6 protein-coding genes are annotated in these 17,024 nt (G+C 43.4%); 3 read left to right on the top strand and 3 right to left on the bottom strand.

Annotated elements, in window-relative coordinates:
* Nucleotides 1-74: 74 nt before the first annotated feature.
* Nucleotides 75-2,555, bottom strand: a complete 2,481-nt coding sequence (locus BM265_RS11930) for an endo-1,4-beta-xylanase (protein WP_074962046.1) — start codon at nucleotides 2,553-2,555, stop codon at nucleotides 75-77.
* 367 nt (nucleotides 2,556-2,922) lie between these two features.
* On the opposite strand from BM265_RS11930, the gene BM265_RS11925 reads away from it, so the two are divergent.
* Complete coding sequence (locus BM265_RS11925) at nucleotides 2,923-5,133, top strand: substrate-binding domain-containing protein (RefSeq protein ID WP_074962045.1); 2,211 nt, start codon at nucleotides 2,923-2,925, stop codon at nucleotides 5,131-5,133.
* Between the two features lie 94 nt (nucleotides 5,134-5,227).
* On the opposite strand, the gene BM265_RS11920 is transcribed toward BM265_RS11925, so the two are convergent.
* On the bottom strand, nucleotides 5,228-8,455 hold the full coding sequence (locus tag BM265_RS11920; RefSeq protein ID WP_074962044.1) for a calcium-binding protein: 3,228 nt from the start codon (nucleotides 8,453-8,455) through the stop codon (nucleotides 5,228-5,230).
* Nucleotides 8,456-9,174: 719 nt separating this feature from the next.
* Between BM265_RS11920 and BM265_RS11915 the strand changes: the two genes are divergently transcribed.
* Entirely contained in the window at nucleotides 9,175-12,279 is a 3,105-nt protein-coding gene (locus BM265_RS11915; protein WP_242940837.1) for a glycoside hydrolase family 9 protein, read from the top strand.
* 205 nt (nucleotides 12,280-12,484) lie between these two features.
* Here BM265_RS11915 and BM265_RS11910 read toward each other — a convergent pair whose 3' ends face one another.
* Nucleotides 12,485-15,805, bottom strand: coding sequence for a DUF4132 domain-containing protein (locus BM265_RS11910; protein ID WP_074962043.1), 3,321 nt, complete (start codon nucleotides 15,803-15,805; stop codon nucleotides 12,485-12,487).
* Nucleotides 15,806-16,095: 290 nt separating this feature from the next.
* Between BM265_RS11910 and BM265_RS11905 the strand changes: the two genes are divergently transcribed.
* Nucleotides 16,096-16,779, top strand: a complete 684-nt coding sequence (locus BM265_RS11905; protein ID WP_074962042.1) for an alpha/beta hydrolase — start codon at nucleotides 16,096-16,098, stop codon at nucleotides 16,777-16,779.
* The last annotated feature ends 245 nt before the right edge of the window (nucleotides 16,780-17,024 follow it).

Raw genomic sequence — 17,024 nt, 5'->3', positions numbered from 1 at the left:
ACAAAAAAAGAAGTGGGTGCTGCGGTTGCAGCACCCACTTCTTGATCTTTTAATCAGATAATCGGACCAGCTTATCAGATAACTGTTACGATAACTGCGTTCTTGATTGCGTTATTAACATCCCATGTACCGTTAACCTTAGCAGCGATCGCTACCTTGTAGCTCATGCCGGGTGTCAGGTTCTTAGGAGTTACGTAAGATGTGGTAGAACCGGAGATAGACTGAGTCTGGATTCTCCACTTGCCTGCCAGATATACTGCGATACCGTAGTTCTGAGCATTCTGAACAGGGCTCCATGTGAACTGGATCTGATGATACTGAGCGCTGTAGTTCACTCTGATATTTGTAGGATAAGTATTGCCGGAAGGCTGAGGATCGGGATCGTTATTAGACTTCTCGGGTCCCTTGATACCTGTACCGGCTACTGCACCGATAACTTCGTCAACATAGAATGAAGTTGTAGAGCTGTCAGTCTCAACGTAGATCTGCATATTGGAAGCGTCAGAGGGGATCTTGAAGTTAGTGTTTGCAAGCTGTGTCCACTCGCCCTTCTTTACAGTTTCAGTAGCGATCTTTGTGTAATTTGTGGTGCCGCTGGCATCATCATACTGCATTGTGAAATGGAACTTATCGGTTGCGTCGCCTTCAGTATACTTTACTATCGCACTGAAGCTATATTCATTGCCGGGCTGGAATGCACGAGGACTAAGTGTGTAAGTAGCACCGTTCCAAGCGCTCTCTCTGCCTGATACATACAGTGAGCTGTTGCCAACGAATGCAGTAGTGTTGCTGGAAGCTACCTTTGCAGAACCTCTTCCGGAGAAGTCATCGGTAGAACCTTCAAATCCGCAGTTGAAGTACCAGCCGTACTGATTGGGCTCGATAGGCTTAACTTCGCCACCGCCGCTGTAATTTGAACCATCGCCCCACTGGCTGTCGGGAATGATAGAAGTGATGTAGTTGTAAGCAGTCTTGGGCTGGTTGTTTCCATCGTAAAGCAGAGGCAGGTTTCCGGTTTTGCCTACCCAAGAGTTATTATCGTTAGGACCCCAAACCTGAACAAGTGTAACCTTGCCCTTGTACTTGCCGCTCTTGTTTACGTCAACACAGTGCTGGAAAATAGCCTTGTACTTTTCTGCCTGCTGCTGATCGGTATACTTATAACCGTCACGGGAGATATCAAGCTCAGTTACCTGAACATCGATACCGAGGCTGAGGTAGTCATCCATTGCAGCAAGGTATTCCTGAGTTGAACCCCAAGAATTATATGCGCTACAGTCAATATGAGACTGCATTCCCATACCGTCCAGCAGACCCTTGTTGTGCAGAGGAATAAGGATCGTATTCTTTATGCAAGTCTTCTTGGCACTTGCAAACTCGTTGTAGTCGTTGTAGTAAAGCTTACAGCCGGAAGGAGCATACTTTCTTGCATAAGTGAATGCCTTTTCAACGAATGAGTTGTTTCCGTAAACTCTTACCCATGCAGAAGAACCGTTCTGTCCGTTAGTGCCGTTGGTAGGACGCAGACCGCCGTTTGAAGCAGTGCCGTCATAGATAACCTCGTTACATACGTCATAAGCGTAAATGTTTACTGTAGGATACTGTGTAGCGTATGCATTGAACATATTCTTGATGTAGCTTTCCATACGCTGATCCATAGTGTAAGAATTTACATAACCGTTGTTGTTATTGAATCCCTGCTTGAAGAACCACTCGGGAGTCTGGCTGTGCCATACCAGTGTATGACCACGGAAAGCGATATTGTTCTTTGCGCAGAAGTCAAGTATAGCAGCGCAGCGGTTGAGAGTTACTTTGACATTGGTATCGGTAGAACCGCTCTGAACGATAGTAGCATCAGGCTTAGTCTCGTTCTCGCACTCAATAGCATTGTGATCCTTGAGGATAATGCCCTTGATACCGGAATTATTAACGGTACTTCCGTTCAGGATATTACCTACACGGAAGTAATCAGCGAACTCGTCCTTCAGGCCCTTGCCATAAGGAGCAGCCTCAGCTATAGCAGCTGACTTCTGTGCAGTTACCTTAACATCATCAAAGATGAAATCATCAGTATTATCGTTAGTAAGAGTCAGTTCATACTCATATGTGTTCTCAGGAGCCTTGTATTCAGCTGAAAGTTCAGCCCACTTACCGGCCTTGACTTTCTTTTCATCAAGAACAACAATAGTCTCTTCATCAGTCTCTTCATCAATGTACTTCAGGGTCAGCTTGAAGGTGGAATCCTTTTCGCTGAATACCTGCATCGAATAATCGTACTTTACACCACCGAAGAGGTACAGACCCTTTGTCGAAGCAGCACCGTCATTCACTGAAGTACGACCTGTTACCTTCATGCCTCTTGTAGATTCAAAACCGTTGTTTTCATCTGCCAGAAGTTCAATAGAGGTATCTGTGCCGTGCCAACCGTCATAGTTGAGCTCAAAGCTGTCGTAAACGACTTCCTGTGCATAGACAGGTGCGGTAAACTGCGGCAGCGCTGTTGTAAGACAGCTCATGGCCATCAATACCGCCAGGAATTTCTTATGCTTTTTCATAATAACCTGATCATCTCCTTAAATAGACCATATTTTTTCGACAACGTTATTGTTGTGCGAAGTTTAAAAATTTGAACTAGAAAAAATAAGATATAGTTATTTTTTCTAACTATATTGTACACAATCCTCGCAGGTATTTCAACCTACAATTTGCAGATTCAGTGAAAAAAATGCAGATTTCCTCTTGATTTTTGTAATTAATGTGCTATAATAAGAATTAGTAATCAATTAGAGACAGGAATAAAGTATGAAATAATAGGAGTATATTATACTATACGACATGATTTTTTTCTATTTAAAATCGCAGTGGTGTACTGTAATATGGCGTATATTATAATGGTAGGCTGAAAAGCTAAAGGAGTAAATCATGAATACTGGCAATCGTCCGCTCATAGGTGTAATAACCGCACGAGCGTCCCAGAGCGAACAGCGGCAGCTGCTCAAAGGTATTCTTTCAAAAGCCGATGAGCTGGGCATAGATATCGCTGTATTTTCAAACGTCTACAATTTTGCGGAGTACTCCGCACAAACAGAGGTGGAAAACAAGATCTACGAGCTTGTACATTCAGAGCGTCTTGACGGGATCATAATAACTTACGAATCTCTTATGTATAACGAGCTTCGTGAGAATATCCAGAAACATATCAAAGATCTTGATATACCCATCGTCTTTACTGATGCCGAATTAGATGGATGTACCTGTATAAATACAGATATGAAGAGCGACATTATGTCCGTCGCCCGTCATCTCACTGATGTGCACGGTTTCACTGATATTGATGTCATGACAGGACCGAAAGACGGCGAGATCTCACACATTCGCGTAGAAGCCGTGCGTGAAATAATGGAGGAAAGAGGCCTGCACTTTGGCGAGGACAATGTGATATACGGCAATTTCTGGTACAATTCCGGCGAAGAACTTGCTGAGGAGTACATAAGCGGAAAACGCAAACTTCCCCAGGCGGTGATATGTACCAACGACTATATGGCTTTCGGGCTTCTGGATAAATTGTTAGACCACGATATAACAATTCCAGATGATCTTACAATTATAGGATATGAACATATCGGTGAAAGGGTATACCACTCCCCTGTTCTGACTACCTATCAGCGCAACCGTGCCGCCATAGGAGAAAAAGCCGTGGCGATCATTCATTCAAAACTCACTGGGGCACCAATGCAGGAGATAGACACTTCGGGATATATGATCCCCGGCAATTCCTGTTCCTGCGGTGTTGAGAAAAAATATCTACGCGAGGAACTGCTGGAGATAAGGCAGACCAAAAACTATACCGAATTGAACTTCTGCGGCAACTTTGAACAGCAGGCTGTCACCTGCCGCTCAATATCCGACTACATACGCGCCCTGCAGGATTTCTCATACCTTATAAGGAATGTTTCAGGCATTTACCTCTGCCTGCATGAGGATTGGTGTGCACGTTCCCTAAAATCTTCGGTAAACGAATTTTCAAACAACGAACCAATGATATGCTACCGCATAATCAGCCCCGAAAACGGTTCCGACGAACCTGCGTTTTTTACAAGGGGTCAGCTTTACCCTGATGAACTTCCCGGTGCAGGGGACAAAAATTTTCTCTACTTCACACCTATCTTTTCGGAAGGCAAGGAGTTCGGATACTTTATTTTCCAGTACACCACCCCCGATACATATGATTCGGTAATGGTAGACTGGCTGAAAGTCAGCGTAAATGCGCTGCAGGTGCTTCGCATGAAAAACGACATCAATACCCTGCTTGAATGCAGCAATCTATCGGAGTACCACGACACGGCTACAGGCCTTTACAACGAACAGGGCTTCACCAACGAGCTTGCCAACGCCTGCAAAAAGCTGAGCGGCAAGGAAAATCTGGCACTTATAATGGTACGCACAGGCATATATTCGGACGACAGCCGCATAGACAAGAAAAATCTGTCTGTAAGAATGGATATAGAGATATCCGATTGTCTGAACCAGACCGCCGCCATTATAAACGGTTTCTGCGGAAAGATCTCAGACAAGCTGTATATCATTGCCGCAGAAGGACAATTCACGGATGAGGATATCGCCCTTGTGATGGATAAACTGGAGATCATCATATCTCATTCTCCCCTTTACATTCAGGAGAGAGGGATCGACACTCTGTTTATGGCTTCAAGGCTTATATCTGCTGAAGAAAACATCGAAGAGTGTATTCCTGCAATGACAGAAGATATCAACATGAAGATTAAACAGCTTTCCGATAAGCGACATCACGCCTACTACAATGACTATCTTCAGGTCAGGAACTCCATGTACCGCGACCCCGGAAACGAGTGGGATGCCCAGAAGACCTGCCGCGATTTCCGCCTGAGCTACGGTCATTTCCGCGCTACATACAAGGATATCTTCGGCATAAGCTTCCATCAGGATCTTATAATGAGCCGCATCGCCATGGCAAAATATCTCCTGCTCACTACCACTATCGGTATACCTGCTATATCCTTTAAATGCGGTTATAAGGACGAAAAATATTTCATGAGACAGTTCAGACAGTTAACTGGCACTACGCCAAACAGCTACCGCAACAGTTCTCTCTGAAAAGTCGCAGATAATAATTAGTATACTATCACAAAAATCCGGCAGACTCCAAAAGTCCGCCGGATTTATTGCTCTGGTTATTTTTGATATACTATTACTTCACAGTAACCGAGAATGCTCTTGCGTTCAGGTTGGAAGTATCCCACTTGCCGTTTACCTTGGCACAGATCACCATTTCAACCTTTGTACCTGCTTTCAGTTTGGGTGAAGTGAAAGTTGTATCCTTTGTATAAGCGTATACTTTCCACTTGCCGCTCTGCTTTACTGCCACGCCGTACTCAGTTGCGCCCTTAACCTTTGTCCATTTGAGCTTGAACTGATGATACTGCACGTTGTACTCGATATTTTCAACAGCAGGATATTTAGTTGTCTCTTCCAGAGGAGTTACAGTTATCGCTTTGGAAGTATCCATTTTCCACTCGCCATTTATCATAACAGCAACTGCTACCTTGTAGTTTGTCCCTGCTTTCAGTTTTTTCAGAACGTAGGATGTTCCATCGCCCTTAGCAAGCATCTGCCACTTACCACCTACATAGCCGCATACAGCGTACTTTTCAGCTTCTGCTACATCTGTCCATGTGAGTTTGACAGCATTTCTGCCTTTCTCAAAAGTTATATCGGGGGACTTATAAGACGAAGGTGAATAATTGTATGTATCGGTATACTCCTTGCCGCCTATAGTTGCCTTAGCGGTATATATGATAGCATCTTCCTCGCCTTTCTCTGAGGAAACCTCAGCTGCATAGCTTACTTTTGCACCGCAGTCGGAGCATACGAACACGAATTTTGCAGAGTAATTGCCTTCATTATTTGTCCATACACACTCAGGTGTTTCGGAGTAGTGATGATCGGCTGCCTTTGCGAAGATCTCGCTTTCATCCAGTTTTGTTCCGTCCACGAAAGTAAAGAGCTCGATCTCGCCCTTTGTAATGGTGACGGAATCTTCGGTATTGGGTATGGACATAACTGCTTCATTTCCGTCAACCTTTACACACAGCATATCGGAAGTTATACCCTTGCCGAAGCGTATCTCATCGTAAGAACGTCCCCACACGGTGTAATCCCTGACAATATCATGTCCGTCACCGAGGTTATAGATATACACGTCATCAAATTCCTTGCCGCGTATCTTATCATTGCCCTTGCCACAATAAATAGCAGGAGTTTCGTCACCTACTATGAAATCATCATCACCGTCAGTACCCTCTACACACGCCATTTTCAGCATTTCAAGGAATGTCCACTCGACGCCGTCAGCGAACTTAGCCTTCTCAATTGGGTGAAGAGGACCGGAAAATCCCGACTGATATATACCAGGCAGTTCAACTGCATCATCGGAGTCGTTGACCTTTATGGTAATTTTATTGCCAAACCGGGTCACATGAACTTCATCGGAATTGATATCTGCAAAGAAAACAGTGTCTTCTCCGCTGGCAGGATATGAACCACCGTTAGATTCATCAAATATATCATGTCCGTCACCGCGGTAGTATACAAAGGTATCGGTACCGCCGCCTGCATTTACGTAATCGTTGCCCTTGCCGGGAACAATATAATCATCGCCGTTTGCAGTATAGTAAGTATCATCATCATCTGTTCCTGTTATAATATATCCAAAGGAATCCTTGCCAATGAAGTAGGTAGTATCTTCTACATATCTGGTCTGTTCGAGGTAATCATGGAGATTCCATACCGTACCGTCCTTGAATGCAACGTACTCGATAGGCTCCATATACTTTGAAGCACCGTTCTGATAAGTACCGGGTATATTTACAGAACCCTTTTTATTTCCCTTTACATAGAAAGTAAAGCCGTTTTCTCTGCGAACATATACATCATCAGGTGTAAGGTCTGCAAAATAGATAACATCTGTTCCTCCGTTTGACCATGCGTTTACACTATCTGTTATCTTGTCATCGCCGTCACCATAGTAATATACGAATACATCGTCACCGAAACCGCTGTTTATGATATCATTGCCCTCGCCTGCAACAACTATATTATTGCCGTCAAGATTTATGGTATCATCACCTTTGCCGCTGTTTATAACGTTATATCCGGGATTTTCCGAAGTAAACAGCCTGTTCCTTTCACGCGATATAGTAATGTAATCGTTTCCATTTTCAGAAATAATAATGTCATTGCCGTTAGAAGCAGTAATAGTGTTATCACCGCTGCCTGCATGGATATAGTATTCATCGCCGCCATCAGCTGTAATGGTATCATTTCCTTCTTCGCCCCAGATAACGGTAGACTCTTTATAGCCAGTCAGCTCATCATCCTCAGCTGTGCCCTTTATTTTGTTTACCAGCTTGATTACGTCCTTATATTCAAGAGTGATATAAGAACTGAACTGTATATTCTCTACCCTACTCAGCGAGTTTTCAAAGTAGTCATCAACAAATACGAGAGTTTCGTTTTCAACATCAAGTATATACAGATCACCACCGTCACGGTAAAGGGCAAAGTGAGTATCCGATGTGTCATAGTCGAATATTATCGTATCCTCGTCACCCGAATTGCGCTCACAGTAATCGCCGATATATACATAACCGCTGCCTTTCTGTATCTTGTATGTATCGCTGCCCGAACCTGCATTGTAGGGGGTGATGTACTCGCCATTAGAGGGCTTTATAACTATTTCATCTTCCACAATGTTCCAGTAGCCGTGCTCTGTCATGAAATCCTCTATCTGTTGAAGGGCTTCATTTCGTGTATTTACTGCCATAAATATTTTGTCCATACGCTTGAGTATCTCACACGCCTGAGCGACAGTTATTTCCACAAATATATCTCCCTGGAGAGCATCAGGTCTGTTTTCCAGACCATATACAAGTCCGTCACGGTAAATCACAGCTTCTCCATTGATGAAATGAAGCTCATATCTCTCGGGATTTGCAGTAAGATCCTCATAGTCCTCCTTTGTCATAACTATGGAAGCCTGCTCATCAAAATTCTCGCTTACATACTCTCTGCTGATACTAACATATCCTGTTTCCTTGTATTCTTCATATTTATCGTAATACTCTTTAAAACCATCTATATATTTCAGTATATCAAATGGATCTTTAAGTGCGTCGTACACACCGTCTATAAAACCTGCGTACTCATTAGCCTGATCCGTGATAGTAGGATCATCGGCAAATTTTTGGCCCGCAGCCAAAGGATCGACTATACCTTTAACTATCGCCACCGCACCTTCAATATCTATTTTTGCATCATAATCTTCATAGGGATCTGTTGCCGCAAAAGCAGGTACTGCGCAGCCCATTGTCAGCGTCAGCGCCAACACGGATGCAATCACTCTTTTTGTCTTTTTCATGTTGAAAAACCTCCTCAACTAACTTTTTTCGTCCCAATAAAACATATCCATCGTTTTCCAAACGACGCAGTCATTATACTACAGAATATAGAATTGGTCAATAGTTTTATATAATATATATAATTTCATACATTTTTTAACCATTATTAAGTAAAGATAATCATTATTATTACATAATTTGTAAAACATGACCTCATCATAAGTGATGATAGCACTGAGAGCACAAACCATCTACAAATGCACCAAGGAAATAGTATCCCATTTATCACTGAAAAGCCATTCATCCTTAGTATACTTTTCCTTAATATACTGCTTAACTTAATGTATATTCCAGCAGTTCAGAAAATCGTTGAATTGTAAAAATGTCCATTAATCATTAACCCTTATTATTTGAATTCAACAAAAATATTAACAATCGCAAGAATTTACTTTACATACGATAATTGCTATGTTATTATAATAGTGTAGGTGAACTGAAAAACGGTCATTTTGTTCTTGTCATTTTTGAAAAAACTCTTTGATTTTTTGAGATTTTATACTGAGATACAAGACACCTGGTGATCTCCGTTTGCCCGAAGACAGATCATTTTTCAATTCAGAGATAGACATTTTATCAGCCGCGCAAACTATTACCCGGATTTTTTGCGACGGCTGCGAAATCGTTTACGCAGATTTGAAAATAAGTATCTGAAAAATTACCTACAGAAAGGAAGATTTATATGGGAAAGGGAAAATTTCTCAAAAGATCACTTGCCTGCGTATCCGCAGCAGCAATGATGCTCACAGGTAATGCAGTATCCATCGCTGAAGCCGCTGTGATCGACAAGGAGAATCCCAACAACTACCACAACTATGCAGAAGCTCTGCAGCTTGCACTTTGTTTCTACGATGCGAACAAGTGCGGTGACGAGGTAACAGACGACGGCTATTACTCATGGCGTAATAACTGCCATGTAAAGGACGGTTACATTCCGCTTCAGCCTATGAGTCCGATGCCTAATGTCAACAAGGGCAAGACCGACGATATGTTACAGGAGGATCAGGGTCTGGGCACTGCTGACGACGGAAAGACCAAGCCAAACCTCGGCGATACCGATCCGTCACTCTATGTCGGCGTAAATATGTCGCAGAAGTTCATCGACAAGAACAAGAAGTACCTCGATCCCGATGGTGACGGTACTCTCGATCTGACAGGCGGCTGGCACGACGCAGGCGACCACGTTAAGTTCGGTCTCCCCGGAAGCTATTCCGCTTCTACCGTGGGCTGGGGTTACTACGAGTTCCGTGATTCATACAAGGAACTGGGTCTCGACAAGCACGTTGAAGACGAACTCCACTGGATCAACGACTATTTCATGAAAGTTACTTTCATGGACGACAAGGATAATGTCATCGCTTACTGCTATCAGGTCGGCGAGGGCAACAACGATCATAACTACTGGTGCCCCCCTGAGCTTCAGTTAGAGGACACAATGGTAGCTTCTTCTTCATGCGCCGTTAAGCGTCCTGCTTACTTCGCAACTGAAGAGATGCCCGCTTCTGACCAGTGCGCAGGCGCTGCTGCATCACTGGCTATCAACTACCTCAACTTCAAGGACACCGAACCTGCATACGCAAAGAAGTGTCTGAAATACGCTAAGGCACTTTACGATTTTGCAGTAAAGACACACGTTGAAGACTGGGAGCCCGGAAAGGTGCCCAACTGTTACAGCCTGGGCTACGACGGCGGTTTCTATACCTCCAGCTATGACTACGATGAGCTGGCATGGGCTGCTGTATGGCTCTACTACTGTACCGAAGACTACGATTATATCAACGATATCATCGCAGTTGACGAGACTACCACAAACGACAAGGGTGCTCACCCCTACACAGGATACATGAAGCGTATCATCACCGATACAGGCAACTGCTGGCAGAACATCTGGGTACACTGCTGGGATACAGTATGGGGCGGCGTATTCGCTAAGCTGGCTCCTGTTACCAATACAGCACGTGACTGGTACATCTTCCGCTACAACCTTGAATTCTGGTCAGGCTGCGCTGAAAGCGTAGATTCCTCCGAATGGGGTTATGAGCCTGTTCACGGTCACAAGTACTTCGGTATGGATGACTATCTCTGGAACACAAAGATGACAGCAGATAAGATCGCTGATCTTCCTATCAGCGAGACCAGCGGCGACTTCATCGCTAAGTCTCCCAAGGGCTGGGCAGTCGTATCGGGCTACGGCTCTGCACGTTACAACACAGCTGCAGGTCTCTGCGCTTGCGTATACGCAAAGACCACAAAGGACGAAACATTCCTGCCTTGGGCAAGAGCTCAGATGGAATACATCCTCGGCAACAACCCCATGGGTTATGCTTATGAGGTAGGCTACGGCAACAACTTCGCAAGCCATCCTCACCACCGTGCATCTCACTGCTCCGCTACACAGAGCATGGACGATCCCGTAACACAGGTACACACCCTCTGGGGCGCACTTGTTGGCGGTCCCGATCTTAAGGACAATCACGTTGATATTACCAAGGACTACATCTACAACGAGGTAACAGACGACTATAACGCAGGCTTCTGCGGCGACCTTGCCGGTCTTTACCACTACTACGGACGCAAGGGCTGCAAGGATGCAAAGGAAAACCACATAATCGAGAACTTCGATATGTCCTCCAATGCAAAGGGCTATGATCAGGTCGATGAAAATGGCAACAAGCTGCCTGTAGGATATTTCGTATCAGGCGCTAAGGCTCAGGAGAAGGAAGACGGTGTTCAGCTGAAGGTCGTTCTTCACAACAGAACAGTTAATCCTCCAAAATTCGAGTGCGATGTTAAGGCAAGATATTACTTCAACATCAAGGAACTTCAGGACAAGGGTTACGGCATCGACTATATCACTGCACGTATCGACTACGATCAGGTTGCAGGATATTCCAATAACAAGTCACACGCAACTCTTTCCGACCCCGTTAAGTACGACAATAAGGGTACATACTACGTTGAGATCACCTGGAAGGACTGCAAGTTCTACGGCAGCCGTGTATACCAGTTCGCTCTTACAACAAAGATGGATCCCGATAAGTTCATCTTCCCCGAGTGGGATTCTTCAAACGACTACAGCTATGGCGATCTTGTAAGCTTCGATGATGATAACGCAGCTGAAGCTATCACAAACAAGATCACACTTTACGCTGACGGCAAGCTCATCTGGGGCACAGAGCCTAACGGCAAGACCGCTGCTGATGAGAACACCGGCAATACAGAAGTTGCTAATCCTACCGTTAAGTGTGATTCAACCACATCCAACTCCGCTAAGATCAGCTGGAGCAAGGTTAGCGGTGCAACCAAGTACGGCGTATACGGCAACGAAAACGGAACCTGGAAAAAGGTTGCTGAGCTTACAGGTACTTCCTACACCTTCAGCGGCCTTAAGCCCAGCAAGAGCTACAAGATTGCAGTTCTTGCATTCGTAAACGGCAAGTATAGTTCCGATTTCTCCAAGGCTATAACATTCACTACTAAGAGTGAATCTTCTTCTACTACTTCTGATTATCCCGAGATAATCAAGGTAGATTACAGCGAAGAGTATCACCAGGTAAGATTGACATGGAAGCCTGTAAAGGGTGCTACCAACTATGGTATCGCTGTATATCTGGCTGGCAAGTGGAGAGTTCAGACTTCTTCCATCTCTGCATCTGCTACAAGCTATGTTACTCCCAAGAACCTGACACCCGGCAAGAGCTACAAGGTAGCTGTGGCCGCCAAGGTAAACGGCACTTGGACAGTGAATGATTCCCTCAAGCACGCTGTAACAGTTACTGTAAAGTAATAACAGAATACTAAAGGGACTTTATCAGCCCCTGCAAGATAAGAGCTCAGCAGACCCTTAAAGGTCAGCTGAGCTCTTTGTTGTTCTATACCTAGTTTTGCCATTTACAACAAAAGCGACCAGGATTTCTCTTGGTCGCTTAACATAAGTACCGGGGATCAGTTCACCCAACAGTTCCTTTATCTCAATAATTTAGAAAACGATATCATGGAAAAACTCTGTTCAGCTGATAAATTATCTCGCTGAAATATCTGTCACTGAGTTCATTCACCTTAATGCGATCACAGCTCGGTAACTTGCAGAAGTATAGATCTTCAATTGTAACATCAGCGTCTTCGTCCCTGTATACATCAACACCAATTCCGGAATGCTCCAGAGTAGCCCTTATACCATTATTTCTAGCAAAAATATCCTCACGGATAAAATCACATATGGTCGGACCATCAATCACAGTGCCCTTTCTCCAGCCGATCTTTTCCATAGCGCTTGCAAGCTCTTTACTTTTTATCACACGACCCTTGAAACTTTCAATGCAGTCCTTGTTCTTTTCTTCCTCTGTCGGTTTATAAACGCTCCTTCTAAGCTGTATGAAAGGCTGTACTATCTCGTAATCTTTGAGCTGCTGTTTCCACGCCGAAAGCTCATCATCACTGAGTTCAACAGGATGAACAAGACCTATCTTTACATCTTCGGGTATGATGAATTCTTCATCGTCAACAGTGGTAAAGCTGCCATCATCAAGGTAGCGGAAGCTCTTTTCAAGCTTATCATCTTTATATATGCCCCAGATAAGACCTATGGCGAATCGGTGCATTATAGGATTGACTACAAAAAGCTTCTTCCAGTTCTGAGAAGTCCATGTTCGGGCGGTGCGCATTGTATCTTCAAGACGAACCATCTGTGCTGCAACAACGGTCTTCATCATCTTTTTCATAGCTGTAAATTCCTTGTATGCGGCATCTGCAATTTGCTTGTTATCCCCTGCTGCGGGCTTAGGCATTGTTTTTAATTTCTTTCCGTCGCAATATATCTCGGGTTCAAGATTGGGGGAAATATAAACCTTGAAGCGCCTGCTTTCGTAATCGAAAGTACGGCACATATTCTCGTCGAATCCCAGATCAGGCACAAGAAGATCCGCAAATTCTTCTTTGCTTATGCCCAGCTTTTCAGAAGCGCACAGCAGTGCATCAGCCGATGCCTTACGTATGGAATTGAACCTGTGTTTTCGGGACATATATTCAACTTTCATGACATACTCGCTGCTGCCGTTGAGAGTTATCGCATGGGGTATCTCCTTAGCGAGTGCACCTTTCTGCCAAAGAGGCCAAACATCCATAAGCTGATCAAACACCGACATAGCTTCGGCACCACCGTATACACTTGCAAAATAAAGCACCCATTTGTACTTCGCCTGAGCAAACAGTGAATCAGGCAGTTCATATCCAGTGCCTTCAAGATCCTGCAGCAACTGAGGTTTAACCTCGGGCGGAGTATTGAGCCATCTGATCAGAACTTCATTTGCAAGTCTGCAAACATCTTTCTTTACAAGTTCTGCAACTATGATATCCGCATTCGGGTCTTTCAATCCCACTGAATTTGCAAAGCACAGCATAAGTGCTTTTATGTAGTTTACATCTGCTTCGGTGCCATCTTTTTTATGTACAGGGAAGAGGGGCTCTTTAAAAAGCCAGTCCAGCTTAGATGCTTTTTTACCCTTGGTCATTTCTTTTACTATCTCTTCGGCAGAAATCTTTTCTACAGTGCTGTCCTCATCAGATACCACCGCAAGCATACTGCCTATTCTGGCTTTCAGCTTGTCTGTCTTCTCGACAGATAGTGCTTTTTTTAGCTCGGGGATATAAACTTTTGTCCCTTGCCGTTCGATGATGGTTAGAGCACTGTCTCTTGACGAAGATCTCTTTGAGCCAAGCAGTTTTACAACATCGTTCTTCCATTCAGGATGCTTTATGACTATCTCAGCAACCTCCTCGCTTATAGCTTTGGAAGAATCTCCGGCCAGAGACATTATCTGCTTGTGGTACTTGTTCTCATCATTTTTGAAAAAACTCAGTGCTATACTCTTTGCTGATGCATTGCATTTTGTTATATCAACAGCAGCAATATCATCTACGTGACTAGCAAAACTGCTTATAAAGTCTTCCCTGTCTCCGTCATACAGAATAAACTGTTCTATGATATTGCTGAATATATCAAGTACATAAACTATTTTCACACCCACAGCCAGTAATTTTTCGACAATGCCCATGATATGATCTCTGTCGAATCCCGCAATTTTTTTCAGATGATCGCTGTATCTTCCCACACTGCCGCCAAGCACAGCTATACATCGCGTTATAAAATCGTCCTCGCCCAAACATCCGATATAATGACATTCTGCATAAGAATGATATCCAAGCTTTGTACTCTTTACTATCGGCCATACCTCATCAAAGGAGATATCACCGTTTATATAGGCTTTTATCTTGTCTTTTTCCTTATAGTCTGAAATAACAGCTTCGGCTGTTTTTTCTCTGCTAATTTTCTTTATCTCATCATCATTAAGACTTTCATCCGGTTTAACAGCTTTAAGAGCATTGTTCATCAGCACCATATCTTTTAAGTCGCTGCGATCCAGCATATAGCTTTTAAATATCTCCGTCTGCATTTTTGCGGCTGATCGGATCGGTATCTCCGAATGGCGGCGCATCCTCAGCATATTTATAAGAACGTCGCGTGTTAACGTTCCCTCCGCAGAGAAAAATGCATCCAATGTCCGCTCCCTATTTTTCATATATTTTGAAATAGTATCGTAGATATCATTTGCTTTTTCAGCCACATATTTATTGAAATGTTCCTTTAACTCCTCATCAAAAAAGCTAGCAGACGAAAGCGCCGTCAGAAGATATATATCATTCTCCTTAATATCACCGTTCATGATCTCCTTTATCATGGATACTGCATTCTGCGATTCATCGGAAAGAGACATATATTCCAGAGCATTCGCACAAAGCATCAGCTTGATAGTATATATATTATCCGAAGTCAGTTCAGCCGCTTTAAGGTAAGAAGCAGACTCTGTCGGAAGATCAGGATGACCTATCCTAAACTGAGAAGTATACATAGCATAGCGCAGTGCTAATGACCTAGCCTCTGCTTCATCACCGTAAACTTCCATAAAAGAATCTGTTATAAGCTTGCAAAAGGCAGATTCATCCATATCAGATATTTGCGAGTTCAGAGGTATCAGCATCCAACAGGCATTTACGTCCATCAGCTTATAGCTCATAAGTATGATCCTGCGGTAAAGTTCCTCGCTATTGTGAGGTATCACATCATTTCTGAAAGCACTGCGATAAGCAGAAGCTATCATCTCCTCAGGCTTATTGACCTGCATGGTCAGTTTTTCAAAAAGCTCCATATCACGCTCTTTACTTATATCCAGCCATTCAAGAGCATCTGCTGTCAATTTCTTACTGAATCCGCTCTTCAGCATGATCTGTTCAAGCTCAGGGAACTTTATAGCCATATATATCGATTCCTTTCTGTTTGAAATATGTCTGCAAAGTATTACAGATAAAAAATACGTTGATCCTCAGTTTATTGTATCATATAACTTAACATAAGTCAATTATTCTTACATTGTATATATAAACAACCTTTGCCACTGTATTTTATATGTTTTACCTCTGGAAATAAATTTACAGTTGTGATATAATTTTTGTTGAATACTATTTAAACATAGTATCATCTTGGAACACTCAGTAAATCAGATATACTTCATTTGAAAAGGAGAACACATTGAAACAGTTACATAAGATGAACATTACTAATATCGGCGGAAGATCATGTACCATTTACGCAGATGATACTCCGAGTGTTTTACTGATTCAGCCAGCAGATAAGCGTGAAGCAGAAACACTTGACAAAGAGATAGCACATATCAAATCATTAACTGTCATGTCATTTGTGTTCGCGGCTTTTGAGATATCCGACTGGAACAGTGAGCTTTCTCCATGGGAAGCTCCGCCTGTTTTCGGTAAAGAACCTTTCGGAAAAGGTGCAGACAGTACACTCGCCTACATCGAAGAAACTCTTATACCAAATCTCCAAGAGCGGTTTTCACTTAACTCGGATATACCTGTTGTTCTCGGAGGATATTCCCTTGCAGGACTGTTCGCTTTGTGGTCAGGATATACATCTGATAGATTCACGGCAATAGCGGCGGCATCACCATCTGTGTGGTTTCAGGGCTGGTCAGAATTTACTGACAATCACTCCCCTGCCCCAAACAGGATCTACCTCAGCTTAGGCAAAAAAGAAGAAAGAACCCGAAACAATGTCATGGCTGCAGTAGGCGATAATATCCGCAGACAGTATGATAAGCTGAAAACCCAAGGCGTAGATGTTGCCCTTGATTGGAACGAAGGCAACCATTTCACCGAACCTGAGATAAGAACTGCCAAGGGTTTCGCATGGTGTATTGACACAAAATTTATCTAATGAATGGAGCTTCCTGTAACCAAACAAATCAAGGGGTTGCAAAAAAGAACACCTCAGTGTAGAATGTAAATACTGACGATGCGAAAGTTAGTAATACAAACTACAGAAAGGTGTCCTCTATATGTATTATACACAAAATGAAAAGATTTTGCAAGTAGGAGAAGAAAAAATAATTGTCGGGATCGATGTAGGCAGCGAAAAGCACTATGCCAGAGCATTTGACTGGAGAGGGATGGAGTATTCAA

Source organism: Hominimerdicola alba (assembly GCF_900112155.1).
Taxonomy (GTDB): domain Bacteria; phylum Bacillota; class Clostridia; order Oscillospirales; family Ruminococcaceae; genus Hominimerdicola; species Hominimerdicola alba_D.
The sequence above is the reverse complement of the archived record's forward strand: the minus strand, read 5'-3'. Positions and strand labels throughout refer to the sequence as shown.

Excerpts from the sequence above, each read along its gene's own strand:
- BM265_RS11930 (WP_074962046.1), bottom strand. The coding sequence starts at position 2,555 with ATGAAAAAGCATAAGAAATTCCTGGCGGTATTGATGGCCATGAGCTGT.
- BM265_RS11925 (WP_074962045.1), top strand. The coding sequence starts at position 2,923 with ATGAATACTGGCAATCGTCCGCTCATAGGTGTAATAACCGCACGAGCG.
- BM265_RS11920 (WP_074962044.1), bottom strand. The coding sequence starts at position 8,455 with ATGAAAAAGACAAAAAGAGTGATTGCATCCGTGTTGGCGCTGACGCTG.
- BM265_RS11915 (WP_242940837.1), top strand. The coding sequence starts at position 9,175 with ATGGGAAAGGGAAAATTTCTCAAAAGATCACTTGCCTGCGTATCCGCA.
- BM265_RS11910 (WP_074962043.1), bottom strand. The coding sequence starts at position 15,805 with ATGGCTATAAAGTTCCCTGAGCTTGAACAGATCATGCTGAAGAGCGGA.
- BM265_RS11905 (WP_074962042.1), top strand. The coding sequence starts at position 16,096 with ATGAACATTACTAATATCGGCGGAAGATCATGTACCATTTACGCAGAT.